Source organism: Methylobacterium tarhaniae (assembly GCF_001043955.1).
Lineage (GTDB): Bacteria > Pseudomonadota > Alphaproteobacteria > Rhizobiales > Beijerinckiaceae > Methylobacterium > Methylobacterium tarhaniae.
The window spans coordinates 1-26,012 of sequence record NZ_LABZ01000139.1; the positions used below are offsets into that span (position 1 = coordinate 1).

Annotated in this window: 23 protein-coding genes and 3 pseudogenes; 20 read left to right on the forward strand and 6 right to left on the reverse strand. The window is 71.3% G+C overall.

Features of this window, described 5'->3' with window-relative positions:
* Positions 1-75 precede the first annotated feature (75 nt).
* The 8 genes and pseudogenes from VQ03_RS19630 to map all read left to right on the forward strand — a co-directional run bounded on the left by VQ03_RS19630 (position 76) and on the right by map (position 7,286).
* Positions 76-837 carry an SDR family NAD(P)-dependent oxidoreductase gene (locus VQ03_RS19630; protein WP_048452588.1) on the forward strand — a complete coding sequence of 254 codons (762 nt, stop codon included), beginning with the start codon at positions 76-78 and terminating at the stop codon, positions 835-837.
* Positions 838-863: 26 nt separating this feature from the next.
* Positions 864-1,133: pseudogene (locus VQ03_RS33850) on the forward strand (MarR family winged helix-turn-helix transcriptional regulator); the annotation flags it as partial.
* 207 nt (positions 1,134-1,340) lie between these two features.
* On the forward strand, positions 1,341-2,174 hold the full coding sequence (locus tag VQ03_RS33855; protein WP_048452606.1) for an enoyl-CoA hydratase family protein: 834 nt from the start codon (positions 1,341-1,343) through the stop codon (positions 2,172-2,174).
* Position 2,175: 1 nt separating this feature from the next.
* Positions 2,176-3,321, forward strand: a complete 1,146-nt coding sequence (locus tag VQ03_RS19640; protein ID WP_048452589.1) for an acyl-CoA dehydrogenase family protein — start codon at positions 2,176-2,178, stop codon at positions 3,319-3,321.
* Between the two features lie 171 nt (positions 3,322-3,492).
* The gene (locus VQ03_RS19645) at positions 3,493-5,094 is read left to right on the forward strand and encodes an AMP-binding protein (protein WP_048452607.1); all 1,602 of its coding nucleotides are present in this window, start codon (positions 3,493-3,495) and stop codon (positions 5,092-5,094) included.
* Positions 5,091-5,534: a RidA family protein gene (locus VQ03_RS19650; RefSeq protein ID WP_048452590.1), complete on the forward strand. Its 444-nt coding sequence runs from the start codon at positions 5,091-5,093 to the stop codon at positions 5,532-5,534. Before VQ03_RS19645 ends, VQ03_RS19650 begins: the two co-directional genes overlap by 4 nt.
* Complete coding sequence (locus VQ03_RS19655; RefSeq protein WP_083468103.1) at positions 5,534-6,436, forward strand: alpha/beta hydrolase; 903 nt, start codon at positions 5,534-5,536, stop codon at positions 6,434-6,436. Before VQ03_RS19650 ends, VQ03_RS19655 begins: the two co-directional genes overlap by 1 nt.
* Positions 6,437-6,533: 97 nt before the next feature.
* The gene (gene map, locus VQ03_RS19660; protein WP_048452591.1) at positions 6,534-7,286 is read left to right on the forward strand and encodes a type I methionyl aminopeptidase; all 753 of its coding nucleotides are present in this window, start codon (positions 6,534-6,536) and stop codon (positions 7,284-7,286) included.
* A 9-nt stretch (positions 7,287-7,295) separates the two neighbouring features.
* On the opposite strand, the gene VQ03_RS19665 is transcribed toward map, so the two are convergent.
* The 4 genes from VQ03_RS19665 to VQ03_RS19680 form a co-directional block, all read right to left on the reverse strand.
* On the reverse strand, positions 7,296-8,210 hold the full coding sequence (locus VQ03_RS19665) for a bestrophin family protein (protein ID WP_048452592.1): 915 nt from the start codon (positions 8,208-8,210) through the stop codon (positions 7,296-7,298).
* Positions 8,211-8,365: 155 nt separating this feature from the next.
* Positions 8,366-8,926, reverse strand: coding sequence for a YceI family protein (locus tag VQ03_RS19670; RefSeq protein WP_048452593.1), 561 nt, complete (start codon positions 8,924-8,926; stop codon positions 8,366-8,368).
* Entirely contained in the window at positions 8,923-9,528 is a 606-nt protein-coding gene (locus VQ03_RS19675; RefSeq protein ID WP_048452594.1) for a cytochrome b, read from the reverse strand. Before VQ03_RS19675 ends, VQ03_RS19670 begins: the two co-directional genes overlap by 4 nt.
* Before the next feature lie 25 nt (positions 9,529-9,553).
* Positions 9,554-10,165, reverse strand: a complete 612-nt coding sequence (locus VQ03_RS19680) for a YceI family protein (protein ID WP_048452595.1) — start codon at positions 10,163-10,165, stop codon at positions 9,554-9,556.
* A gap of 124 nt (positions 10,166-10,289) precedes the next feature.
* Between VQ03_RS19680 and VQ03_RS19685 the strand changes: the two genes are divergently transcribed.
* The 4 genes from VQ03_RS19685 (at position 10,290) to VQ03_RS19700 (ending at position 13,513) form a co-directional block, all read left to right on the forward strand.
* Positions 10,290-11,231: a LysR family transcriptional regulator gene (locus VQ03_RS19685; protein WP_048452596.1), complete on the forward strand. Its 942-nt coding sequence runs from the start codon at positions 10,290-10,292 to the stop codon at positions 11,229-11,231.
* A 162-nt stretch (positions 11,232-11,393) separates the two neighbouring features.
* Positions 11,394-11,843 carry a carbohydrate kinase family protein gene (locus VQ03_RS19690; RefSeq protein ID WP_157064175.1) on the forward strand — a complete coding sequence of 150 codons (450 nt, stop codon included), beginning with the start codon at positions 11,394-11,396 and terminating at the stop codon, positions 11,841-11,843.
* A gap of 176 nt (positions 11,844-12,019) precedes the next feature.
* Positions 12,020-12,439 (forward strand): TOBE domain-containing protein, encoded by a 420-nt coding sequence (locus VQ03_RS19695; protein WP_053078664.1) that lies wholly within the window; start codon positions 12,020-12,022, stop codon positions 12,437-12,439.
* 117 nt (positions 12,440-12,556) lie between these two features.
* Positions 12,557-13,513 carry a carbohydrate kinase family protein gene (locus VQ03_RS19700; protein WP_048452598.1) on the forward strand — a complete coding sequence of 319 codons (957 nt, stop codon included), beginning with the start codon at positions 12,557-12,559 and terminating at the stop codon, positions 13,511-13,513.
* Positions 13,514-13,766: 253 nt separating this feature from the next.
* Here the strand turns inward: VQ03_RS19700 and VQ03_RS19705 are convergent, their stop codons facing one another.
* Entirely contained in the window at positions 13,767-15,095 is a 1,329-nt protein-coding gene (locus VQ03_RS19705) for an MFS transporter (protein WP_048452599.1), read from the reverse strand.
* Positions 15,096-15,276: 181 nt separating this feature from the next.
* Between VQ03_RS19705 and VQ03_RS32080 the strand changes: the two are divergent.
* Positions 15,277-15,902, forward strand: a pseudogene (locus VQ03_RS32080) (IS5 family transposase); the annotation flags it as partial.
* Positions 15,903-15,911: 9 nt separating this feature from the next.
* Here VQ03_RS32080 and VQ03_RS32085 read toward each other — a convergent pair.
* Positions 15,912-16,055 (reverse strand): annotated as a pseudogene (locus VQ03_RS32085) (transposase); the annotation flags it as partial.
* 316 nt (positions 16,056-16,371) lie between these two features.
* Between VQ03_RS32085 and VQ03_RS19715 the strand changes: the two are divergent.
* The 7 genes from VQ03_RS19715 to VQ03_RS19745 all read left to right on the forward strand — a co-directional run bounded on the left by VQ03_RS19715 (position 16,372) and on the right by VQ03_RS19745 (position 25,742).
* Entirely contained in the window at positions 16,372-17,397 is a 1,026-nt protein-coding gene (locus VQ03_RS19715) for a LacI family DNA-binding transcriptional regulator (protein ID WP_167376110.1), read from the forward strand.
* A gap of 428 nt (positions 17,398-17,825) precedes the next feature.
* Positions 17,826-18,917, forward strand: a complete 1,092-nt coding sequence (locus VQ03_RS19720) for an ABC transporter ATP-binding protein (protein ID WP_048452602.1) — start codon at positions 17,826-17,828, stop codon at positions 18,915-18,917.
* Positions 18,914-21,007 carry a hydantoinase/oxoprolinase family protein gene (locus tag VQ03_RS19725; RefSeq protein ID WP_048452603.1) on the forward strand — a complete coding sequence of 698 codons (2,094 nt, stop codon included), beginning with the start codon at positions 18,914-18,916 and terminating at the stop codon, positions 21,005-21,007. Before VQ03_RS19720 ends, VQ03_RS19725 begins: the two co-directional genes overlap by 4 nt.
* Positions 21,004-22,995, forward strand: a complete 1,992-nt coding sequence (locus tag VQ03_RS19730; protein ID WP_048452604.1) for a hydantoinase B/oxoprolinase family protein — start codon at positions 21,004-21,006, stop codon at positions 22,993-22,995. The genes VQ03_RS19725 and VQ03_RS19730 overlap by 4 nt, the downstream gene beginning before the upstream one ends.
* Positions 22,996-23,027: 32 nt before the next feature.
* Entirely contained in the window at positions 23,028-24,080 is a 1,053-nt protein-coding gene (locus VQ03_RS19735; protein WP_048452605.1) for an extracellular solute-binding protein, read from the forward strand.
* 7 nt (positions 24,081-24,087) lie between these two features.
* The gene (locus VQ03_RS19740; RefSeq protein ID WP_048452610.1) at positions 24,088-24,945 is read left to right on the forward strand and encodes an ABC transporter permease; all 858 of its coding nucleotides are present in this window, start codon (positions 24,088-24,090) and stop codon (positions 24,943-24,945) included.
* The gene (locus tag VQ03_RS19745; protein ID WP_245292142.1) at positions 24,942-25,742 is read left to right on the forward strand and encodes an ABC transporter permease; all 801 of its coding nucleotides are present in this window, start codon (positions 24,942-24,944) and stop codon (positions 25,740-25,742) included. The genes VQ03_RS19740 and VQ03_RS19745 overlap by 4 nt, the downstream gene beginning before the upstream one ends.
* Positions 25,743-26,012 lie beyond the last annotated feature (270 nt).

Below are 26,012 nucleotides of genomic sequence, written 5' to 3' on the forward strand. Positions count from 1 at the left end.
CCTCCCCACAAGGGGGAGGGGGAAAGTGCCCTGCGAGAACGACCCGCGCCCAAATCCTTTAAGGTTGAAATATCCATGACCAACCTTTCTCCCCGCCACGTCCTGGTCACCGGCGCCGCCCGCGGCATCGGGCGGGCGATCGCGGCGGGCTTCGTGGCGGCGGGGGAGCGGGTGACCGTCCTCGGCCGCACGCCGGAAAGCGCCGCGCGCGCGCAAGCCGAACTCGGGGCGGCCCATGCCGTCGCGGCGGACGTCACCGATGCGGCCGCCCTGGAGCGCGCCTTGCGGCAAGCCGCCGAGCAGGCCGGCCCGGTCGCGGTGCTGGTCAACAATGCCGGCGGGGCCGAGACCGCGCCGCTCGCCCGCAGCGACGTCGACACCTTGCGCCGGATGATGGCGCTCAACCTGGAACCGGTGCTGGTCGCGGCCCGCGCCGTGGTCCCGGGCATGAAGGCCGACGGCCAAGGGCGGATCGTCTCGGTCGCCTCCACCGCCGGGCTGAAAGGTTACGCCTATGTGGGTGCCTATTGCGCCGCCAAGCACGCGGTCGTCGGCCTGACCCGGGCCCTCGCCCTGGAGCTGGCCGCCACCGGCATCACCGTCAACGCGGTCTGCCCCGGCTTCACCGACACCGACCTCGTCGGGAGCGCCGTCGACGGGCTGGAGGCGAAGACCGGCCGGACGCGTGACGACCTCCTCACCGAGTTCACCCGCCACAACCCGATGGGCCGCCTGATCCGCCCGGAGGAGGTGGCGGACGCGGTCCTCTGGCTCGCGGGCAGCGAAGCCGGCGCCGTCACCGGCCAGGCGATCGCGGTAGCGGGAGGCGAGCTGTGAACGCCCCCGTCGAGATCCCGGCCGAGATGCCCGCCCACCGCAGCGAAGTGCGGCTGTGGCTGCGCCTGCTCACCACCGCCAACACCATCGAGGCGGAGATCCGTCGGCGACTGCGCGACCGCTTCAACACCACCCTGCCCCGCTTCGACCTGATGGCGCAGCTGGAGCGCGCGCCCGACGGCATCCAGCTCGGCGAGCTGTCGCGCCGGATGATGGTCTCGAACGGCAACGTGACCGGCCTCGTCGAGCGGCTGGCGCAGGAGGAGCTGATCGACCGCCAGGTCTCGGAGGCCGACCGCCGGGCGGTGCAGGTGCGGCTCACCCCGCAAGGCCGCGCGGTCTTCACCGAGATGGCCCGAGCGCATGCCGACTGGATCGCCGAGCTCGTCGGCGCCCTCGACCCGGCGGAGCAGGAGGCTCTGTCGAACCAGCTCTCCGCCCTCAAGGCCTCGGTGCGGCCGGGCGGCACCCCCAAGCCAAGACCAAGACGCCAGGGAGGCACCATGAGGCACCAGAACGCCATCGCGGCCCCGCTCGCGGGCTTCACGCCGCAGCATTTCGGCTTCGCGATCCAGGACGGCATCGCGACCGTCACCTTGAACCGGCCGGAAAAGAAGAACCCGCTCACCTTCGAGAGCTACGCGGAACTGCGCGACACCTTCCGGGCCCTGCGCTTCGAGGAGAGCGTGACGGCGGTCGTCGTCACGGGTGCGGGCGGCAACTTTTCGAGCGGCGGCGACGTGTTCGAGATCATCGAGCCGCTGACCACCATGGGCGCCGCCGACCTCCACGCCTTCACGACGATGACCGGCGACCTCGTGAAGGAGATGCGGGCCTGCCCGCAGCCGGTCGTGGCGGCGGTCGAGGGCGTCTGCGCCGGGGCCGGCGCGATCATCGCCATGGCCTCGGACCTGCGGGTGGCGGGAGCGGGCGCCAAGGTGGCGTTCCTGTTCAACAAGGTTGGGCTCGCCGGCTGCGACATGGGCGCCTGCGCGATCCTGCCCCGGATCATCGGCCAGGGCCGGGCCTCGGAGCTTCTCTATACCGGCCGCTTCATGAGCGCCGAGGAGGGCGAGCGCTGGGGCTTCTTCAACCGCCTGGTCCCGGCGGGAGACGCCCTGGACGCGGCCCGCGGGACCGCCCGGGCCCTGGTGCAGGGCCCGGCCTATGCCAACGGGCTGACCAAGCGGATGCTGCACATGGAATGGGCGATGGGGGTGGATGCCGCCATCGACGCCGAGGCGATGGCCCAGGCCCTCTGCATGAAGACCCAGGATTTCCGCCGCGCCTTCGAGGCTTTCGCGGGCAAGACGAAGCCGGTCTTCGAGGGGAATTGAGATGCCCGACCGGACCTTCCTCGACTGGCCGTTCTTCGAACCCCGCCATCGCGACCTCGCCGCGCAGGCGGACGACTGGGCCGCCCGCACGATACCCGGCCTCGTCGACCACCACGACGTCGACGGCTCGTGCCGGCGCCTCGTCGCGGCCCTCGGCGAGGCGGGCTTTCTCCGCTTCGCCGCCCCCGAGGACGGGCTTTTCGACGTGAGGGCCCTCTGTCTTCTGCGCGAGACCTTCGCCCGTCACGATGGGCTCGCCGATTTCGCCTTCGCCATGCAGGGGCTCGGCACCGGGGCACTGACGCTGTCCGGCACGGATGCGCAGCGCGCGGCGGTGCTGCCCGGGGTGCGGGAGGGGCACCGCATCGCCGCCTTCGCCCTGACCGAGCCGGAGGCCGGCTCGGATGTCGCCCGGATCGCGCTCGCAGCCACGCCGATGTCCGACGGCACGGTGCGGCTCGACGGCGAGAAGACCTGGATCTCGAATGGCGGCATCGCCGACCACTACGTCGTCTTCGCCCGCAGCGGCGAGGCGCCGGGCGCGCGCGGCCTCTCGGCCTACCTCGTGCCGGCGGAGACGCCCGGCCTGACCATCGCGGAGCGCCTCGACACCATCGCTCCCCACCCGCTCGCCCGGCTGCGCTTCGCGGATTGCCGGGTGCCGGCGGAGAACCGCATCGGCGAAACCGGGGCCGGGTTCAAGGTCGCGATGGCGACGCTCGACGTCTTCCGCTCCACCGTCGGCGCCGCGGCCCTGGGCTTCGCCCGCCGCGCCCTCGATGCGTCGCTCGCCCGCGCGCAATCGCGAAAACTGTTCGGGGCGCCGCTCGCCGCGATGCAGCTGACCCAGACCAGCCTCGCCGAGATGGCGACGGCGATCGATTCGGCAGCGCTCCACGTCTACCGCGCCGCCTGGACCCGCGATTCCGGGGCGCCCCGCATCACCCGCGAGGCCGCGATGGCCAAGATGGTGGCGACGGAAGCGGCGCAGGAGGTGATCGACCGGGCCGTGCAGCTCCATGGCGGCGAGGGCGTCCGCTCCGGCTCGGTGCCGGAGACGCTCTACCGCGAGATCCGCGCGCTGCGGATCTACGAGGGCGCCACCGAGGTCCAGAAGCTCGTCATCGCCCGCCAGATTCTCGCCTGAGTGGAGGATTGTCCGATGGAGGCTGCCGTGCCGGAGACCCGTATCCCGCAGACCCGCATCGCGGGGACCCCTGCCGTCGCGCAACAGGCGGGCTCCCTTCACCCGGGGAGCAGCCCGTGGGCGCGGCGGCCCGACACCTTCGTGCGGGACAACCTCCCCACGCCGGACCGGATGCCGGACTTCGTCAACCTCGACCGGTTCGGCTATCCCGAGCACCTGAACGCCACCGTCGAGCTGGTCGACCGGCACGTCACGGAGGGGCGCGGCGACCGGGTGGCGCTCGTCGGCCAGGATGTCACCGGTCAGGACGTGACCTGGACCTATGCCGAGCTGAAGCGGCAGATCGACCGGATGGCCAACGTCCTGGTCGATCGGCTCGGGCTCGTCCCGGGCGGCCGGGTGCTGCTGCGCTCGGCCAACAACCCGACCAAGGTCGCGCTCTACCTCGCCATCATCAAGGCGGGCGGGATCGTGGTGGCGACGATGCCGCTCTTACGCGCCAAGGAACTGGCCCAGATCCTCGACAAGGCCCGCATCCCGCTGGCCTTGTGCGATGCCGGCCTGATCGACGAAATGGCGAAGGCCGCCGATGGGCGCAGCGATCCGGTGCGGGTCGTGACCTGGCGCGGCACCGCCGGGGGCGAGCTCGGCGATCTCCTCGACGGGGCCAGCGACCGCTTCGAGCCGCCCCCGACTCGAGCCGACGATCCGTGCCTGCTCGGCTTCACCTCCGGCACCACCGGCCTGCCGAAGGCGACGATCCACTACCAGCGCGACCTTCTCGTGATCTGCGACGCTTACGGCCGCGAGGTCCTGCGGGCGACCGGGGACGACGTGTTCATCGGCTCGCCGCCGCTCGCCTTCACCTTCGGCCTCGGCGGGCTGGTGCTGTTCCCGTTCCGGGTCGGCGCCCGGGCGGTGCTGCTCGAGAAGGCGGGGCCGGCGGATCTGGCCGCGGCCATCGCCCGCTACCGCGCCACGGTGCTGTTCACCGCGCCCACCGCCTACCGGGCGATGCTGGGGCTCGTCGGCCAGCACGACCTGTCGTCGTTGCGAAAATGCGTCTCGGCGGGCGAGACCCTGCCGGCGCCGACCTGGCACGCGTGGTTGAAGGCGACCGGCCTCAAGCTGATGGACGGCATCGGCGCGACCGAGATGCTGCACATCTTCATCGCCTCGCCCGAGGACGAGATCCGTCCCGGCGCGACCGGCCGGCCGGTGCCGGGCTACGAGGCGCGGGTGATCGACGAGGCCGGCCAACCCTGCCCGCCCGGGGTGCCGGGGCGGCTCGCGGTGCGCGGGCCGATCGGCTGCCGCTACCTCGCCGACGAGCGCCAGGCGGTTTACGTGCAGAACGGCTGGAACGTCACCGGCGACACCTACCTCCAGGACGAGGACGGCTATTTCTGGTTCCAGGCCCGCAACGACGACATGATCGTCTCGGCCGGCTACAACATCGCCGGGCCGGAGGTGGAGGCGTGCCTGCTCGCCCATCCGGCGGTGGCGGAGGTCGGCGTCGTCGCGGCGCCCTGCCTGGATCGCGGCCGCATCGTCGCGGCCTACGTGGTGCTGAATCCCGGCTTCACCGGCGATGCGGCGCTGACCCAGGCGTTGCAGGAGCACGTGAAGTCCGACCTCGCGCCCTACAAGTACCCGCGGGCGGTGCATTACGTATCGAGCCTGCCCAAGACCGAATCCGGCAAGCTGCAGCGCTTCGCCCTGCGCCGGCAGGCCGAGGCGGAAGCGACGGCAATCCAGGGAGAGACCGCATGACCGCCAGCCCGATTCCGCTGCGCCCCGAGGCCGAGGGCCCGGCCCTGACCACCCTGCAGCCCCCGGCCTGGAAGAAGCCGAAGGGCTATGCCAACGGCATGGCCGGCCGCGGCACCGTGGTGATGACCGGCGGCCTGATCGGCTGGGACGAGAACGAGGTGCTGGCCGAGGGCTTCCTGCCCCAGGTCGAGCAGACCTTGCGCAACATCCTCGCCGTCCTCGCCGAGGCCGGCGGAGGCCCGGAGCACATCGCCCGCCTGACCTGGTACGTGCGCAGCGTCGACACCTACCGCGCCTCGCTCGCCGAACTCGGGCCGGTCTATCGCCGGGTGATGGGGCGCCACTTCCCCGCCATGGCCCTCGTCGGCGTCGTGGATCTAGTCGAGCCCGGCGCGCTGGTCGAGATCGAGGCGACCGCGATCGTCCCGAACGCCGCGTGATGCAGGCTCCCTCCAGGCAGGCTCCCTCCAGGCAGGCTCCCTCCAGGCAGGCTCCCTCCAGGCAGGCTCCCTCTTGGACCACCGGCGGCCCGCTCGGGGATATCGACCGCGCCTACGACAACGCGGGCGCGATCCCCGACGCCAAGGCTTATCCGCCGCGCTGGAGCGAGGCCGCCTCGGCCTTCCGCGCTCGCCTCGTCGAAGAAGGGCGCGCCCGGCTCGGGCTGCCCTACGGGACCGGCCCGCGCCACGCCTACGACCTGTTCCTGCCCGAGGGCGCGCCCGCCGGCCTCGCGGTGTTCGTCCATGGCGGCTACTGGAAGGCGTTCGACCGCTCGGTCTGGTCGCATCTCGCCGCGGGTCCGCTGGCCCACGGCTTCGCCGTCGCGCTGCCGAGCTACACGCTCTGCCCGGAGGCGCGCATCGCCGGGATCACGTCCGAGATCGCCGCCTTTCTCGATCGGGCGAGCGCCGAGGTGGCGGGGCCGGTCCATCTGTCGGGCCATTCCGCCGGCGGCCATCTCGTCACCCGGATGCTCTGCGCCGATGTCGCCCTCGCCTGCGCGGGGCGGATCGCCCGCGTCGTCTCGATCAGCGGCGTCCACGACCTGCGCCCGCTCCTCGGCACGCAGATGAACGAGATCCTGCACCTCGATTCCGACGAGGCCCGGGCCGAGAGCCCGGTCCTGCAAGCACCGCGCCCGGGCGCCCGGCTGATCGCGGTGGCGGGCGGGGACGAGTTGCCGGAGTTCCGCCGCCAGAACCTCCTGCTGCCGACGGTCTGGCACGGGCTCGGGGCCGAGACGGAGGCGTGGGAGATCGCCGGAACCCAGCATTTCAGCGTCATCGAAGGCTTGAGCGACCCGGGTAGCGCGCTGACGCGGGTTCTGGTGGGGAGCTGACCAGGGTTTCACCCCGCACGACGGCTTTGCCATCTCTCTCTGCAATGGCACAAGCGGGTCCGATCAAGGCCCGCTTACCCGCGCGAGGGATGACGACATGACGGTGTCGAGCGACGACGAACTGGAGGGCTTGCGGCGGATCGGCCGCATCGTCGCCGACACGCTTGAGGCGATGGGCAAGGCCATCGAACCCGGCATGACCACCCTCGAGCTCGACCGGATCGGACGCGACATCCTGGAGCGGGAGGGCGCCCGCTCGGCGCCCGAGATGGTCTACGGCTTTCCCGGCGCGACCTGCATCAGCGTCAACGAGGAGGTCGCCCACGGCATCCCGGGCGAGCGGCGGATCGCCCCCGGCGACCTCGTCAACATCGACGTCTCGGCCGAGAAGGACGGCTGGTTCTCCGATACCGGGGCTTCCTTCGCGGTGCCGCCGGTGACCCGCGCGGTCGAGCGGCTGTGCCGGGACGGGCGCCGGGCGATGTGGACCGGCCTGCGCCAGGTCGGGGCCGGCAAGCCGCTCGCCGGCATCGGCCAGGCCGTCGGCGCCTTCGCCAGGAAGAACGGCTACACCCTGGTGCGCAACCTCGCGAGCCACGGCGTCGGCGCCTCCCTGCACGAGGAGCCGACCGAGATCGCGACCTGGCCCGACGCCTCCGAGCGCCGGATCATGGCGGAGGGGCTGGTCTTCACCGTCGAGCCGTTCCTGTCGCTCGGCGCCGACTATGCCGAGAACGGCGACGATCCCTGGACCCTCTACAGCCGGCCGCGGGCGCTCACGGTCCAGTACGAGCACACCGTGGTGGCGACCCGCAACGGGCCCCTCGTCCTCACCATGCCGAGCCAGTAGGACCCGCCTTCAGCGCAGCCAGTAGCGCTCCGGCGCCAGCGGCGGCGGCACCGGCTCGCCGAGGGCGTCCTGCACCACGCCGTCGACGATGCGCAGGAGCGCGTCGAGGGGCAGGTCGTTGGCGGCCGAACCGAAAGGCTCCTCCAACTCGTCGCCGAGCGCGTCGAGGCCGAAGAAGGTGTAGGCGACCAGGGCGGTGGCCACCGGCGTGCCCCAGCCGAGGGAGGCGGCGAGCCCGAAGGGCAGCAGCAGGCAGTAGAGCCAGGCGGTGCGGTAGAGGAGCAGCGTGTAGGCGAAGGGCAGCGGTGTGCCCTGGATGCGCTCGCAGGCCGCCTGCACCCCCGACAGCCCGGCGAGCTTCTGCTCGATCAGCCCGAAGGAAACGTCGCTCAACGTCCCCTGCCGGAGCGCCGCCCCGAGATCGGCGGCGAGGTTCGTCAACGCCGCGTCGGCCGGGCTCGCACAGGCCGGCAACCGCCCGCGCTCGGCCTCGGGCAGGAACGGGGCGGCCGCCACGGCCGCGTCGCGCCCGCGCAGGCGGGCATGGAGCGCATGGGTGAAGCCGGCCAGCCGCTTGAGGCAGCGCCGACGCCGGGTCTCGTCCTCGGGCAACAGCGCCCCGAGCAGCCGGGCGAGGCCTCGCACCTCGACGATCAGGGTGCCCCAGACCTTCCGGGCCTCCCACCAGCGATCGTAGCAGGCATTGTTGCGGAAGCTCAGGAAGATGGAGAGCGCCAGGCCGATCAGGGTAAAGGGCCCGATCCCCGCACTGAGCGGGATCGCGTGGGCCCAGCCCTGCTCCGTCGCCACCACCAGGCAGGAGACGGCCGTGATGGCGATCACCCGCGGGGCGATCTGCGGCAGGATCGACCCGCGCAGCGCGAACAGGATCGCGAGGGCGCCGGGTCGGGGACGGACGATCATCGGATGCGCACGCTGGCCGGGAACGAGGCGCGGTCATCCGCTCCCGCGCGGCCGGGGTCAAGCGCCGCCCGATCGGCCGAAGGCCGATTCACAGCCTGCCACCGGGCTGCATTTTTCGCAGGCTGGGACAGGAGTTCAAACCCTCGAACGGTCGGTCACCCGCCCGTCTTCGCGCTCGCCGTCACGTCGACATCCACCCCCACCTGCAGGGCGACCATCGAGTCGTTGGCCCAGGAGCCCTGGCCGACGCCGTAATCGGTGCGCACGAGGTCGAGATGGCCGACCGCGTGGGCGGTGCCGCCCGATACGGTGAGGCGGAACGGCAGGGTCACGTCCTTGCGGATGCCGCGGATGGTGAGCGTGCCGACGGCGTCGTAGGCGTCGCCCCCCTTCGCCACGAAGCGGGTCGCCTCGAAGCGGGCCTGCTTGTCCTTGGACGTGTTGAACCAGTCGGCCTGCGGCAGGGCCTCGTCGCGCTGCTTGTCGCCGGTCTCGGCGCTGGTGAGATCGACGACCACGACGGCCTTGCCGGCTTCGGGCTTGGCCGGATCGAAGCTGATCTGGGCGTCGTAGCGGGTGAAGCGGCCCTTGAAGGGCGCGCCGACCTGGATGCCCGAGAAGCCGATGCGGCTCTTGGCCGGATCGACGGTCCAGTCGGCCGCCTGGGCGGCGCAGGGAGCGGCGAGGAGGGCGAGGGCGAGGCGGAGAGACTTCATCGCGAGGGAACCTCGGGTTTCGCGCCCGCGCGCGGCACCAGGGGGAGCATCCGCCACAGGGTGTCGTCGCGCAGCACGAGGTGGTGGCGCAGGGCCGCGCCGACATGCAGGAGGAGCAGGGCGATCAGCAGCCAGGCGCCGTAGCTGTGCACGAGCTTCAGCACGCCCTCGACCGCCGCCTTGTTCGGCAATCCGGGCAGGACCGGCAGGTGCGGCCACGGGATCACGCCGTAGAGCACCGTCGGGATGTTGTAGGGCGAGGCCGAGACCATCGCCCAGCCGACGAGCGGCAGGGCCAGCAGCAGGCCGTAGAGCGCGAGATGCGCCGCCCCGGCGGCCTGCTGCTCGGCCTTCGGCATCGTCTCGGGCAGCGGCGGCGGGCGGTGGATCAGACGCCAGACGACGCGCAACGCCATCAGCACCAGCACGGTGAGGCCGATCGACTTGTGCCACTGGTAGAACGCGAAGCGGTCCATCGGCGGCAGGGAGCCCCGCGTCATCGCGAGGCCGAGACCCAGGAGGGTCAGGATGCCGAGGGCGATCAGCCAATGCAGCACGATCGCCACGAGGGTGTAGCGACGGGGCGTCGCGACCGTGGACATGGCTCTCAACCTTCGGCCGTCCGCCTTACTGGTCCTTGCGCTCGAAGGCGCCGTGGAGGGTCAGCTCGACCTCGTCGCTGACGGCCGGGACGAAGGTCTTCACGCCGAAATCCGAGCGCTTGATCGTGCCCTTGGCCTCGAAGCCGACCGTGGGCTTCTTGTTCATCGGGTTGGCGCCGGCGCCGACCAGGGTCACCTGAAGGGTCACGGGCTTGGTCACGCCGTGCAGGGTCAGGTCGCCGACGACCTTGGCCTTGTCCTTGCCCTCGGGCGTCACCTTCGTGGAGGCGAAGGTCATCTCCGGGAACTGGGCGGCGTCGAGCCACTTATCGCTCTTCAGCGAGTCGACGAGGTGCTGGCTCGGCGCGTAGAGCGACTTCACCGGCACGGTGATCTTCAGCTTGCTCTCGGCGGGCTTGGCCGGCTGCAGCTCGAGGGTGCCCGAGACGTCCGAGAAGATGCCCGTATACGGCGAGAAGCCGAAATGGTTGACCGTGAACAGCGCCTGGGTGTGGCCGGGATCGACCACGTAGGTGCCCGCCTGGATCTGGGCGGGGTCGCGGGTCGCCTGGGCGCTGGCCGGGGCGGCGAGGGCGAGACCGGCGGCGAGGCCGAGGGCGAGGACGGACAGCTTCACGAGAACACTCCGTAACGGCGGGGATGGGCGCGGCCCGTGACCAGGCTCGCTGCACCGCACCCGTCTTGCGGCGTCCCGATTAAGCCGGTTCCGTCGCGGGCGTAAGACAGCTAAACCGGGACACATGGTTGCTGGTTCGGAAACCTTCCGTGGCGCCCTCTCCGACGTGAGGGCCTTCTGTGCCGTCGTCGATCACGGAACCGTGACCCAGGCAGCGGAAATCCTCGGGGAAACCAAGGGCAGCATCAGCCGCCGCATCTCGCGGCTGGAGCAGGAACTCGGCGTCACCCTGCTCGCCCGCACGCCGCGGGCCGTCTCGCCGACGGTGGAGGGGCTGGCCTTCCACGCCAAGGCGCAGGAGAGCCTCGCCCTCCTCGACGAGGCGCGGGAGACGGCGCGGGACGCCCGCACCCTGCCCCGGGGCCACCTGCGGGTCACCACCTCGATCGATTTCGGCATCGAGGTGATGCCCGACCTCGTCGCGACGTTCCGGGCCCGCTACCCGCAGATCTCGATCGACCTCCTCATCACCGATACGCGGCTCGACCTCGCGGCCAACCGCATCGACCTCGCCTTGCGCCTCGGCAGCGGCGAGGGGCAGGACGGCGGTTACCGCGCGCCCGTCCTGGCGAGCCTGGTGATCGGCCTCTACGCCGCGCCGTCCTACCTCGCCGCGCGCGGCGCACCCGCTTCCCTCGACGATCTCGGCCACCACGACCTGATCCTGTCGCGCGAGCGCCTGGGGGCGGCGCCGGTGCGCCTCTCCGACGGCCAGGGCCGCGAAGGCCAGATCGCCGCCCGGCCGGCGGTCCGCGCCACCGACTACGCCACGGTGCTGCGCCTGACCCGGGCCGGCGTCGGCATCGGCCATATTCCGAGCCTGGTGGCGGCCCGGGCCTTGAAGGAGGGCACCCTGGCGCCGGTGCTGCCGGACTGGGCGAGTCGCGGCGGCGTGCTGCGCGCCGTCAGCCTCGCCGGCCGCGAGCTGCCGGCCCGGGTGCGGCTGTTCCGCGACCATGTCCGCCTCGGCCTGGCGGCGATGCGGGAGGAGGCGGGGCCGGGTTGATGCGCTCGCCCGGCGTCCCGTCGAGGACCGCCCCAAAGTCGAAACCCCATCGGCCGGACCATCCGAAGGACCGCCCTCGACCATTCCAAGCTGCTCAGATCACCCTGGAACTTGCTCACGGGCGGACATGCCTGCCTGATGCGTCGTCAACGGAAGTGATCGATGATTGCCAACCGGCATAGTCTGAACCGCGATGTCGAGCCATTCGGCGAGACGACAGCGATCCCGTTCGAAGCCACCTATTCACTCCAAGAATTCGCCAGAATTCGGCGCGGACTGGTTCCTTCAGCGATGGAAGACAAGTGGTTCATCTATCTCGAGCAGAACGAGCTGTTCGCTCACAGAAGCTGGACGGGGAAGGCTGTCTTCAAGCTTGCCTTCGTTCAGGATACCGACGTGGTTCGAGTGGTCGCGGCGGAATGCGCCAGCGACGTGTGCGCAGCCCGAGGCGCGGCCTACGAAGCAGAGCTTTTGGGCTTTCTGATCGACAACCTGCTCCTCGGCCGCTCGACCCCATTCCCGATACCCGCCGACGTGAAGGACGGTCCCGAAGGTGCATACCAGCATCACGTGGCTGGAACCGGCTATCCCGAGCGTACCGAAGAGGTCTGATTCAAACTCCAAGGATCATGACTTGAATCCATGGTCGGTCGGCGGGACCGGCGTCGGAACTCGCCACGCCACCAGCTCTGCTGCAGGCCGGCCGCATCGAGCAGGTCGGCTCGCCGCTCGAACTCTACCATCACCCGGCGAACCTCTTCGTCGCCGGCTTCATCGGCAGCCCGCGCATGAACCTGCTGCCGGTGCGCGTGGCCGCCGCGGATCCGGCCGGCGTGCGGGTGACACTGCCGGGCGGCGGCGAGGTCGTGGTGCCGGTGGACGGCGCCCGCACGGCGCCGGGCGCGAGCGTGACCCTCGGCATCCGCCCGGAGGCGCTGAAGCCCGGGGCCGACGGGGCGCTGTCCGGCGAGGTCAGCCACGTCGAGCGGCTCGGCGGCCTGACGCTCGCCCACGTGTCAGTCGCGGACGTGGCGGTCGCGAACGTGTCAGTCGCGGACGGCGCCACAGTGGTGGCGCAGATCGAGGGCAGCGCCCCCGTACGGACCGGCGAGTCGATCCGCCTGACGATCGACCCGGCGGCGACCCACCTGTTCGACGGCGAGGGCCGGGCCCTGCCCCACCGGGCGCGGCACCCGCTGGCGGCGTGAGGAATATCGCGAACATTCTCTCTGGTAACGCGCGTGCCCGTCCTCTCCCCGGTTGCCCGGAGAGAAGAGGCACACCATTCATGGCTCGAACGTCATAGGCAGCCTGGAGACAAGCCCATGATCCTGGTCTGCGGCGAAGCTCTGATCGACCTGTTCGTCGAGACGGGGCGCCCGGCCCCCGGGCGCGGCGGCCTGCCGGCGCTGGCGGTGGCGGGGGGCTCGCCGTTCAACCTGGCGATCGGCCTTCGCCGGCTCGGGGCGGACAGCGCCTTCCTGGCCGGCCTGTCCTCCGACGCCTTCGGGCGGATGCTGGCCGACCGGCTGGCGGCGGAGGGCGTCGACCTCACCGTCGCGAAGGAGAGCGCCCGGCCGACCCCGCTCGCGATCGTCTCGACCGGAACCGACGGCCACCCGGCCTACAGCTTCCACGCCGCGGCCTGCGCCCATGCGGATCTCGGCGTCGCCGACCTGCCGGCGGCGCTGCCGGAGCGGGTCCGGGCGATCGCCATGGGCTCGTTCTCGCTGGTGGCGGAGCCGGTCGGTACGGCCTACGCGGCTTTGGCCGCCCGCGAGGCACGGCGGCGTGTGATCAGCCTCGATCCCAACCTGCGCCTCGGCCTGATCCCCGACCTCCATCGCTGGCACGCGCGGTTCGGCGAACTCGCGGCGCATGCCGACATCGTGAAGCTCTCGGACGAGGACCTGCGTGCCGCCTACGGGGCGGAGGCCGACGAGGGTGAGATCGCGCGGGGCTGGCTCGCCGCCGGGGTCGCCCTCGTCGTCGTCACGGCGGGTTCGGACGGTGCGCGGGCCTACCAGGCCGGCGGGACGCTCGCCGTGCCGGGCCGCGAGGTCGCGGTGATCGACACGGTGGGAGCCGGCGACACCTTCCATGCCGCGCTGCTGGCGCGCCTCGACCGGGACGGACGGCTCTCGCGCGACGCGCTCCTGAGTCTCGAGCCCGGACTCCTCCGGGACATCCTGTCCGAGGCGGTGGCGGCGGCGAGCCTCACCTGCACCCGCCTTGGCGCCGACCTGCCGACCCGCGACGACCTCCTGTCCGCCCTGGCCTGATCTCGGCGTCTCGATGGATGTGGGCTCGGCCTCGGCCGATCCACGTCGTGTCTGCCGAGCCCGTTCATCGCTCAGACCCGGCATCGACCACCGAAATCAGACCCGGCCGAGGTTCGGGCAATCGATGGTGAACGCGCCCCGACGCATCAACCCTCGGAGGCCGGAGAGCGGCCGGGATGGCGTGGCACACTGGCCGCTCTCGACAAGGGTCGGGCGGCGACCGGACCATGCCAGTCGCCGTTCCGCGTCCTCCTCACTCCGCCGGCGCCGCCTTGCGGGCCGCCGCGTCCTCCAGGTCCCGGCTGACCTTCAGGGTCATCGCCACGAGGCCGCCCGCGAAGGTGACGGCGCCGAGGACGAGCAGACCGGCGGTGAAGGTGCCCGTCAGATCCTTCAGGTAGCCCATGACGTAGGGCCCGGCGAAGCCGGACAGGTTGCCGATCGAGTTGATCGCCGCGATCCCGGCCGCCGCCGAGCTTCCGGTCAGGAAGGCGCTCGGGATCGGCCAGAGCAGCGGCGGCGTCGCCGATACGCCGATCTGGCTCAGGCACAGCAGCCCGAGCACCAGGACCGGGCTCGAGACCAGCCCCGCTCCCGCGACGCCGACCGCCGCGACGATCATGGCGAAGCACACGTGCTCCCGGCGCTTCAGCGTGCGGTCCGAGCTGCGGCCGAGGAGGATCATCCCGACGGCCCCGAACACGAAGGGCAGCGCGGAAAGCAGGCCGGTCTGGAAGTTGCTGACGCCGAAGCCCTTGACGATGGTCGGCAGGAAGAACGCGACGCCGTAGCTCGCCGCGTTCAGGCAGAAATACACGAACGAGCAGGCCAGCACCCGCGGGTCGGACATCGCCTTGCCGATGCTCATGTGCTCGACGGCGACCTTCTGCTTGCGCTCGGCCTCCAGGCGCGCCTCGAGCCATGCCTTCTCGTCGTCGCGCAGCCAGGTCGCCAGCATCGGACGGTCGGTGAGATAGACGATCACGACGACCGACATCACGATCGACGGCAGAGCCTCCAGGATGAACAGCCACTGCCAGCCGTCGAGCCCGGCCCCGGTGATGTTCAGGAGGGCGCCCGAGACCGGTGCCCCGACGATCGAGGAGAACGGGATCGCCAGCATGAACATCGCGACGACGCGGGCGCGATAGACCGAGGGGAACCAGAGCGTGAGGTAGAAGATGATGCCCGGGAAGAAGCCCGCCTCGGCAATCCCGAGCAGGAAGCGCAGGATGTAGAACACCCACTCGTTCGAAACGCCGGTCGCCCGTGAGATGGGCGCGATGAAGGCGAACAGGGCCGAGATGAGACCCCAGCTGAACATGATGCGGGCGATCCAGAGCCGCGCGCCGAACCTGTCGAGGGCCAGGTTCGACGGCACCTCGAGCAGGAAGTAGGCGATGAAGAACAGCCCGGCACCGAAGCCGTAGGCCGCCTCGGACAAGCCGAGGGCCGCGTTCATCTGCAGCTTGGCGAAGCCGACATTGACCCGGTCGAGGTAAGCAACAAAGTAGCAAACGACCAGAAACGGCATCAGCCGCCACATGACCTTGCGAATCGTCCTGGTTTCGATCTCTTCCACGGCGCGTTTCCTGCCCTAGCGATATATTTTAACGAGCGACCGCTCTCGACGCTCCTTAGCAGAGACAGAGGCGACGAGGGGAGTCCGAAACCGGTCCGTGTCCACCGGTGTGATTAGGACCTGTTGTCGCTTTAACGCCTTGCGTGGATGAGCGTTTCCCCGTTTTGAGCGAGGAGCCGCGATGCTGACGGACGCACAATGGGCCGGGTTGGAACCGCTGATCGAAGCCTGCCGGCCGAAAGGCAAGGCCCCGCCCCAAGAGCTGCGCCGGACCATCTCGGCCATCCGCTGGCGGAATCGGAACGGGGCCACCTGGCGGGCCATCCCGGCTGACCTCGGCCCTTGGTGGCACGCCGCCCAGAACTTCATCCGCTGGGCACGGGCCGGGGTCTGGGAGCGCCTCCTCGATCTCGTGCAGAGCCGCGGCGTCGCCCTCGGCATGGTGTTTCTCGACGGCACCAGCATCCGGGCTCACCAGGAGGCGGCGGGCGCGGCAAGAAGGGGGGATCTGGAGCCGAGCGAGACCATCGTGAAGCTCTTGGCCGATCACGTGGCGGGCTTGGCACCAAGGCTTGCGTGATCGCCGATGGGCGAGGCCGCCCGGTCGGCTTCCGCCTCGCGCCTGGTCAGGCGCACGAACCACCCCGCACCCTCCCGCTGCTCGATCACCTCCCGGGCGTGCCCAAGTGGGTGGCGGCCGATCGCGGCTAGTCCGGCCACGGCTTCCGCGACGCGATCTGGACCGCTGGAGCGCGGCCGGCGATCCCGACCAAGAGCAACGAAGCTCCCGTCGCCTGTCCTGACTGGGGCCTGTTGTCACTTGATCCGGAGCATTGTGGAAGCAAGGCAGGGGACGCCCATGAAGCTGACGGCGGTCTTTTCATAGCGAGCAGCAATGGCGTGCCACTCTTTGAGGCGCGCCCACAGCCTCTCGACGATGGTGCGGTTGTTGTAGATCCAGGGGCTGTCGTCGAAGCCCTGGTGCGACAGGCCGGCGTCCCGCAGAGCACGCCCGCGACACGGCCTCGCCGGGGCCGCAGACGGACCCAGTGAGGTAGGGCTGGCAGATCCGCATGCTCCGACGGCCAGGCCCGCACGCGAATGGCCCCGAACCACACCGGCAAATCCCTTGATCCGCGGCCTCTCCTCCCGCCAGACAGGGGCGCGAGGTGCACCAGACGACGCGCGTGGCACCGGGGATCGAGTGCAACGATGAGGGATGATCCTCCAACGATGCCGGGATGGAGACAGCCGACCACCCGTTCCGGACCGCGCCATGATGGGCGCGCTGCGCATGCCTGAGCGGGCAGGTTCGTCGGTCCGGATGGAGGACATCGCGCGCGCGGCCGGCGTCTCGCCGATGACGGTCTCGAATGCCTTCCAGCAGCCGGCCAAGGTGCGGGCGGAGACGCGCGAGCGGATCTACGCGGCGGCGGACGCCCTCGGCTACGTGCCCAACCGCGTCGCCGGCAACCTCGCCTCCGGCCGCAGCCGCTTCGTCGGCGCCATCGTCCCCTCCTTGCGCAACTCGAACTTCGCCGGGATGGTGCAGGGTCTGCAGGAGCGGCTGGAGGCCCTCGGCCACGAGCTGCTGCTCGCCAATGCCGACACCGCCGAGCGACAGGTCGGCGCGGCCCGGGTCTTCCTCGGACGCCGCGTCAGCGGCCTCGTCCTCACCGGAACCGAGCATCCGCCGGGCTTGGGCGCCATGCTGCGGGCGGCCCGGCTGCCGGTGGTCGAGACGTTCAGCGTCGACGGCCCGTTCATCGACATGGCGGTGGGCTTCTCGAACTACGCGGCGTCCCGTGCGCTGATGGCGCTGGTGATCGAGCAGGGCTACCAGCATGTCGGCTTCGCCGGCTACGCGCCGCGCGACATGCGCTTCCGCGAGCGGCAGCGCGGGTTCCAGGACGCCCTCGCCGAGGCGGGGTTGCGCAACGACCTCCTGTTCTTCGGCCCGGAAACGCTCGGCTTCTCGGGCGGGCGTCACGCCCTCGACCATCTCCTCGGGATCGAGCCGCGGCTGCAGGCGCTCGTCTGCGTCACCGACATCTTCGCGGTCGGCGCCCTGTTCGAGTGCCAGCGCAAGGGATGGTCGGTGCCGGGCCGCTTCGCCGTGGTCGGCTACGGCGACTACGAGATCGCCGCCGAGGTGCCTCCGGGCCTGACGACGGTGCAGACCCGCGCCCGCATCATCGGCGCCACCGCGGCCGACCTGCTGGTCGCTCGCGGGGAGCAGCGGGCGGTGCCCGATCCGATACGAGACATCGGCTACCAGATCGTGCGCCGCGGTAGCCTCTGAGTCCGCCGCGCCTTCGAACGGATCCGTTCGACGGCGCGAGGCAAGCCCGAACGGGCGTCGGCGCTGATGCGCCGGACGCCTCGGCATCGACGTGTCGATGCCGAGGCGCGAGGGTATGACACGCCAGCGCGGCCCAGCCTTTCACGCCGCACCAGGACGGTCGCGCAGGCAAGGTCCGATCCCTCATCCGAGGCGCCGACATGCGTCCGGTGGAAAAGCGAGTCGCCGAGCGGAGTAGACTCTCCTCTCGTTGCGACGGGTGAGAGAACATCACTTTCACCTGCGATCAGCCGGCTTGCCCCGACGCGAGAAGGGGCTTGTGCCGAGCCTGCGATTTGTGAATTGTAGCGCTACAATTCGCACAGGCACACGATGGAACCCTCCTCCAAGGCCATTCTCCGCCTATCCAGGACCGGCCGGACCATCGGATGACGCCGCGATCCGGAACTTTGTCGCCGGACGCCCAGGCGGAGGCGGCCGACCTGCGGCTCGAAGGCCTGGAGAAGCGCTACGGCGCGGCTCTGGCGGTCGCGCGTCTCGACCTCACGGTCGGGGCCGGCAGCCTGGTGGCGCTGCTCGGGCCCTCGGGCTGCGGCAAGACCACGACGCTGCGGATGATCGCCGGCTTCGAGCGGCCGGACCGGGGCCGGATCACCGTGGCGGGCCGCGACATCACCGGGCTGCCGCCGCATCGGCGCGGCCTCGGCATGGTCTTCCAGAACTACAGCCTCTTCCCGCACAAGACCGTCGCCGAGAACGTCGCCTTCGGCCTGCGCATGGCCGGCCTCGGCCGCGCCGCCCGGGACGAGGCGGTCGCGCGCATGCTCGACCTCGTTCAGCTTGGGGGTCATGCCGACAAGCACCCGTCCCAGCTCTCCGGCGGCCAGCAGCAGCGCGTCGCGCTCGCCCGCTCGCTCGCGCCGAACCCGCGGGTGCTGCTCCTCGACGAGCCCCTCGGCGCCCTCGACAAGAACCTGCGCGAGAGCATGCAGTTCGAGCTGCGCCGGCTGCAGCAGCGCTTCGCCATCACCACGGTGCTGGTGACCCACGACCAGGAGGAGGCGCTCTCGATGAGCGACCGCGTCGCCGTGATGAATCGCGGCCGCGTGCTCCAGGTCGGGCGCGCCGCCGAGATCTACGACCGGCCGGCGACGCGCTTCGTCGCCGAGTTCCTGGGCACTGCCAACATCCTGGCGGGCACGGTGGCGGAGGGCCGGTTCCAGCCGGCCTGCGCCGCGTCGCCCGGGAAGGCGCCCGCGCTCCTCTCCGTCCGGCCCGAGCGCATCGCCCTCGGGCCCGAGGCCGAAGGGCTGGAGAACCGCTTCGAGGCACGGGTGGTCTCGTCGGCGTTCCGGGGCGCCTACGCCGCCTACCAGCTCGCCGTGCCGGCCCTCGGCCGCGAGCTCTACGCCTACCGCCAGGCCGGCGGTCCCCTCGGGCAACTCGCCTACGCGGCCGGTGACGTGGTGCAGGCGGGCTGGGGACCTGAGGACGGGGTGATCGTGGAGGACGATTCGTGAGCGGCACGACGGCACGGCACGGAGCGGGCGCCGGGGCCCGGGTGGGCATCGACGTCGGGGGAACCTTCACCGACTTCGTGCTCTCGCATCCGGCGGACGGGCGCCTCGTCCACTACAAGGAGCCGAGCACGCCCGACGACCCGGCCCGGGCGGTGGTGCGGGGCCTGGTGAACTGCGCCGCCAAGGCGGGGCTCGCGCCGGGCGAGGTGTCGCTCCTGCTCCACGGCACCACCATCGGCCTCAACGCGATCATCCAGCGCGCCGGCGCCCGGATCGGGCTCGTCGTCACGACCGGCTTCCGGGACATCCTGGAGATCGCCCGCAGCCGGATGCCGTCCTCGTTCGACTTCCACGCCCGCAAGGAGGAGCCGCTGGTCCCGCGCGACCGGGTGTTCGAGATCGAGGCCCGGTTCGACCCGCGCGGACACGCGACCCGCACTCCCGACGCGGCCGCGCTCGACGCCCTGGCATCCGCGATCCGGGCCGCGCGGCTCGACGCCGTCGCCCTCGTGACGGTGAACGGCTACGCCGCCCCCGAGGCGGAAGGCGCGATCGCCGACGCGCTCCAGGCGCGCTGCGCAGGCATCGCCGTGACCTCCGCGGCGCGGATCTGGCCGGAGATCCGGGAATACGAGCGCACCCTCGTCGCCTGCCTCAACGCCTATATCCAGCCCCTGATGCAGGGCTACTTCGCCCGCTTGGCGAGCGGTCTCGCCGAAATCGGCACGGGCGCACAGGTCTTCGTCACCGCCTCGAACGGCGGCTCGATGAGCCTCGACTCGGCGGTCGCCCGCCCGGTCGAGACGATCCTGTCGGGACCGGCTTCCGGCGTGATGGCGGCGGCGCGCCTCGCCGGTGCGGCGGTGACGGGGACAGAAGTGCCCGCGATCATCACCTTCGACATGGGCGGGACCAGCAGCGACATCGCGGTCGCGCTGGACGGCGAGCCGGAATTCGCGACCCGCACCGAGGTCGGGGGCCTGCCGCTGGTCCTGCCGGTGGTGGCAGTGAGCGCCATCGGGGCGGGCGGCGGCTCGATCGTCTGGATCGACGACCACGGCGTCCTGAAGGTCGGCCCGCGCAGCGCCGGCGCCGATCCGGGCCCCGTCGCCTATGGCCGCGGCGGCCGGGAGCCGACCGTCACCGACGCCTACCTCGCCACCGGGCTCATCGATCCCTCTCGCTTCCTCGGCGGCCGCATGACCCTCGACCGGGGAGCGGCCGAAGCGGCCCTCGCCGGCATCGCCGCGCGGATCGGTCTCGACGGGGCGGCTCCGGCCGCCGCCGGGGCGCTCGCGGTCGCGACCGCCGGGATGGCGACCGAATTGTTCAAGACCCTCGCCCAGCGCGGTCTCGACCCGGCCGACTTCACCCTGGTGCCGTTCGGCGGCGCCGGCCCGACCCATGCCAACCTCCTGGCGCAGGAGGCCGGCATCGCCCGCGTGGTGGTGCCGCCCGCGGCCGGGACGTTCTGCGCGCTCGGCGCCGTGAGCGCCGACCTGCGGCGGGACTTCGTGCGCAGCCTGCGCACGCCGCTCGAGGCCGGCAGCGCGGGCCGCCTCGCCGCGACGTTCGCGGCCCTCGCCGGCGAAGGTCGGGCCTGGCTTGAGGGCGAAGGGCGGTTCGCCGGCGACGTGCGGCTGCAGCGGGCGGCGGATATGCGCTATGCCGGCCAGGCCTACGAGTTGCGCGTCGGCCTCGACCACCTTCCCGACGATGCGCCGGAGGCTGCCTTCGCCGAAGCTTTCCACCTGGAGCACGAGCGGGTCTACGGGTTTCGCGACGCCTCGGCCCCGATCCAGGTGACGACCTTGCGCCTCGCCGTGATCGGCCGCACGCCTAGCCTGCCGCTCCCGCACTTGCCCGCGGCCCAGGGCGATCCGGTCCCGCGGGGAACCCGGCCGGTCTACCTCGCCGGACGCTGGCACGAGGCGGCCGTGTTCGACCGTGCGACGCTGGCAGCCGGGCACGCCTTCGCGGGGCCGGCAGTCGTCGAGCAGGAGGACACGACCGTCATCGTGCTTCCCGGCTGGGGCGCCCACCTCGATCAGGCCGGCAACCTGCACCTGATTCGGAGCGCGCGGGCATGAGACTCGATCCCGTCACCCTCGAGATCCTCGGAAACAAGGTCGCGGCGGCCGCCGAGGAGATGTGCTTCACGCTCCAGCGCACCGGCCGCACGCTCTACGTCAAGGAGACCGCCGACTTCGCCTGCGCGCTGGCCGGCCTCGACGGCACCTTCTTCGCCTATCCGCGCTCGATCGGCGTCTCGGGCTTCGTCGCCCTCGACTGCCTGCCCGCCATCGCGGCGGTCGGCGAGTTGGAACCCGGCGACGTCGTCCTGACCAACGATCCCTACCGCTCGGTCGGCCTGGCGACCCACCTGCCCGACCTGCACCTGATCGAGCCCTACTTCCACGACGGCCGCATCGTCGCCTACGGCTGGGCTTTCGTGCACTGCTCCGACGTCGGCGGCCGGGTGCCGAGCAGCATCTCGCCGGTCAACCACGAGATCTTCCAGGAGGGGCTGCAGATCCCGCCCGTGAAGCTGGTGCGCAAAGGCCGGATGAATGCCGACGTCGAGCTGCTGTTCCGGGCCAATTCCCGCACGCCGGACGCCAACATGGGCGACATCCGCGCCATGCTGGCGGCGCTCGCCACCGGGCGGCGCCGTGTCGAGGGCCTGATCGCCCAGCACGGCGTCGGGGCCTTCCTGGCGGGCCAGGCGGATCTCCTCGACTACGCCGCCGAGAAGGCCCGGCGGGTGCTGCGACGGGTGCCGGACGGCGTCTACCGCTTCAGCGACTTCCTCGACGACGACGCGGTCACCTCCCTGCCCGTGCGCCTCGCCTTGGCGCTCACGGTGCGCGACGGCACCGTGACCCTGGACTTCACCGGGACCGACCCGCAGGTCGCGGCGGCGATGAACGTGCCGAGCCACGGGGAGCCGCATGCCTGGCTGACCCTGCGGGTGCTCGCCCTCGTCAACACCCTCGATCCCACGGCACCCCTCAACCGGGGGCTCCTGCGCCACGTCGCGATCGTCGCGCCCAAGGGCTCCCTCGTGAACCCCGAGCACCCGGCGGCGGTGGGCGTGCGCCACGCCGCGGCGATCCGCGTCAACGACCTCCTCAACGGGGCGCTCGGCCTCGCCCTGCCGGAGACGATGCCGGCGGCGAGCAGCGGCCTCGTCGTGCCCCTCGTCGTCGCCGAGGCGACGGAGGAGGCTGCGCCGAACGTCCAGGTGGTCGAGCCGATGATCGGCGGCACCGGCGCCCGCTACGGGGCGGACGGGGTCGACGGACGCGACAGCGGCATCTCGAACCTCGCCAACAACCCGGTCGAGACCGTCGAGGCGGAGGTCGGCATCGAGGTTCTGCGCTACGCGCTGCGGCCGGATTCCGGTGGGGCCGGACGCTGGCGCGGCGGAAGCGGCCTCGACCTCACCTTCCGGGTCCTCGGCGAGGGCTCGCAAGTGCTGGCCCGCGGCCTGGAGCGCCTGCGCTTCCGGCCCTGGGGCATGCGCGGCGGTCATCCCGGTGCCCCGACGGAGTTCGTGCTCAATCCCGGCACGCCGGGGGAGCGGCGCTTCGGCAAGATCGACCTGCTGCCGGTCGCCCGCGGCGACGTCGTCTCGCTGCGCACCGCCGGGGCCGGCGGTTACGGCGATCCGGCCGAGCGCGACCCGGGCCTGGTGCTGGCCGACGTCCGGCGCGGCCTCGTCTCGGCCGAGGCCGCCCGGGCCGTCTACGGCGTGGTGCTGGCGGACGGGGCGGTGGACGCGACCGAGACGGCGCGGTTGCGCGCCGACCTGCCGCCCCGCGGACCCGCACACGATCACGGCCGCGAGCGCGCGACCTACGAGCAGGTCTTCACGGCGGACCTGCTCGACCGCCTGAACGCGGCCCTGTTCCGCTTGCCCCTCGCCCGCCGGACCGCGATGCGCCGCGCGATCCACGCTCGCGTCCTGGCCGACCTGCCGGGTGCCTTCCCTGGCCACGAGGACGTGCCGACCCGGACCCATCGGGCCCGTCTCGTCGCCGAGATCGAGGCGCTCGAAGGCCGCGTCCACCCCTGACCCTTCCACGAACGATGCAGGAGAGACGGACCATGACCGACCTGACCCGACGCAGCCTCCTGCGGACCAGCGCCGCCGCCGGCACCGCCGCCCTCGCGGGCTTTCCCGCCTTGGCGCAGACCTTGGCGCAGAGCCGCGAGATCACCGTGACGGCCCTCGGCGGAGTCTGGGAGGAGGCGGTGCGCAAGAGCTTCGTGGCGCCCTTCGAGCAGAAGACCGGCGCGAAGGCCAACGTGCTCCTCGGCTCGCCGCCGCAATGGCTGTCGCAGGTCGAGGCGAACCCGCAGAACCCGCCGATCGACGTCATCATCACGACGCCCGACCTCGCCATCACCGCGGCGAAGACCGACCTTCTCGACCCCTTCACGACCGAGCGCCTGCCGAACCTCGCCGACATCCCGGAGGAGTTCACCAAGGCCCTGTCCGGCAAGGGCACGGTGTTCGATTACGGCGTGGCCGGCATCACCTACAACAAGAAGACGGTGAAGAACCCGCCCAAATCCTTCCGCGAGTTCGTCGACCGCACCGCCGCCGGGGAATGGACCGCCTCGCTGCCGGGCCTCACCTACGCGGTGACGCCGATCATGCTGATCTGGACCCTCGCCAAGGCGCTGGGCGGCGGCGTCGAGAACGTCGATCCGTTCTTCCAGGCGATGGCGCGGATGCGCAAGAACGTGGTGTTCTGGGGCGGGCCGAACGACTTCTTCAACCACCTGTCGAGCGGCGAGGCCGACATCGGCATCTACTTCGACGGACGGACCTGGGCCCACGTCGATGCCGGCGCGGACTGGATGGACTTCGTCAACCCGAGCGAGGGCGGCTCGATCAACGCGCTGGCGGTGATCAAGCCGAAGAACGCCAAGCCGCTCGCCTGGGACTACATCGACGTGATGCTGAGCCCCGAGGCGCAGCTGCGCTTCGCCACGATGCTGAACTACCCGGTCACCAACCGGAAGGTGGTCTATCCGGACGCCCTCAAGCGCCGCTTCACGCCCTGGCAGCAGGCCCACTTCCCGCCCTACGAGGAGATCGCCAAGGTCCGCTCGTCCTGGGTCGACCGCTGGAACCGCGAGATCCGGGGCTGAGATGGCGATGACGGCGGCACCACGGCCGGCCCTGACCGGACGCCCCTCCATCGGTCGGCCTTTCCTGGCCCTGCCGGCGGTGCTGTTCCTGCTCGCCTTCTTCGTGCTGCCGCTCCTCGACAACGGCCTGCGCAGCGTCGTGCCGGCGGACGGCCAGGGCCTGACGGCTTCGCGCTACGTCCAGGTCCTGACCGACCCGTTCTACCTCGACAGCATCCTCCAGACCGTCCTGCTCTCCGGCGTCGTGACGCTGATCTGCGCGCTCATCGGCTACCCGGTCGCCTACTACCTCGTGCGGCATGCCGGTCGCCTGAGCAGCCTGATCATCTTCCTGCTGATCGCGCCGCTCCTGACCTCGATCATCATGCGCACCTATGGCTGGCAGGTGCTGTTCGCCCGGCGCGGCCTGATCAACACCTGGCTGGTGCAGGATCTCGGCCTGATCGAGCGCCCCTTGCGGGTCCTCGACACGCCGGGGCTCGTCGTGGCGAGCCTCGTCCACGTGCTGGTGCCGTTCATGGTCCTGTCGATCGCCGCGGTGCTGCAGGGCGTCGACCGGCGCCTGGAAGAGAGCGCGCAGCTCCTCGGGGCGAGTCCCTGGCGCACCTTCCTGTCGGTGACGCTGCCGCTCTCCCTCGACGGGATCGGCACCGGGGCGATCCTCGTGTTCATGGTCGCCAACGGCAGCTTCGTCACCCTGGTGCTGCTCGGCGGCGGGCTGAAGACCCTGCCGCTCCTGATCTACCAGCAGTTCAACACCACCCGGGATTTCGGCCTGGCGAGCGCGATGAGCACCGTGCTGCTCGCGGTCGCCCTCGTCTGCCTGATCCTGCAACTGCGCCTCGTGCGCCGGAGCGGCGCATGATGCAGGCCCGGCTCGGACGCTTCCTGCTCGGCGGCTTCGTCGTCCTGTTCTTCGCCTTCCTGATCCTGCCGATCGCAATCGTGGTCGTCGGCTCGTTCACGCAGGCGAGCTTCGTCACCTTCCCGATCCCGGGCTGGTCGCTGCGCTGGTTCCAGCGCATCCTCGACTACCCGCCCTACCTCGCCTCGATCCGGGTGAGCCTCGCCGTCGCGGTGGGCGCGACGCTCCTGTCGTGCCTCGTCGGCATCCCGGCGGCGCTCGCGCTCGCCCGTTCGTCCTCGGCGCTCGCGGGCGCCACGATGGTCTATCTGCTCTCGCCTCTCTCGATGCCGATGATCGTGATCGGCTTCTCCGCCCTGTTCTTCCTGTCGCGGATCGGGGTCGGGGTCTCGTTCACGGCCCTGCTCATCGCCCACACGGTTGTCTGCCTTCCCTACGTCCTGCGCACGGTGGCGGCGACCTATCGCGGCACCGGCCGCAGCCTCGAGGAGGCGGCGGCGCTCCTCGGCGCCAACCCGTTCCAGGTTTTCTGGCACGTGGTCCTGCCGCTGATCCGGCCGGGCATCGCGGCGGGCTCGCTGTTCTCGTTCCTGGTGTCCTTCGACAACCTGCCGATCTCCTACTTCTTCGGCAGCCCGGAGACGCTGACCCTGCCGGTGGTGATGCTGAGCTACATGGAGCACCAGTTCGACCCCTCGATCGCGGCGTTGAGCACGCTCCAGCTCGCCCTCGCGGTGATCGGTCTCGTCATCGTCGACCGCCTCTACGGGATCGAGCGGATGACAGTCGCGGCTTGACGTCAGGATCGGTGCCCGGAGCGGCTCGCCGAAGCGCATCTGGGGCGCGGCACGCCAGCCGCACGCGGCATCAGCCGCGCCGCACGCCGTCCGCATCCGGGGCACAATGGCGACCCCTCTCGGCGCCGCCTCCCCTCCCCCGGCCCACCCGACACGCTTCGACCGTGTGACCCTTGCCGTCAGAGCCTTCGCCCGGATCCCCTTGAGCGGACGCGCACTCCCTTTCCCTGTTGCGCTCCTCGCTGAGCCGGGCTACAGAGGCTTCGCGGT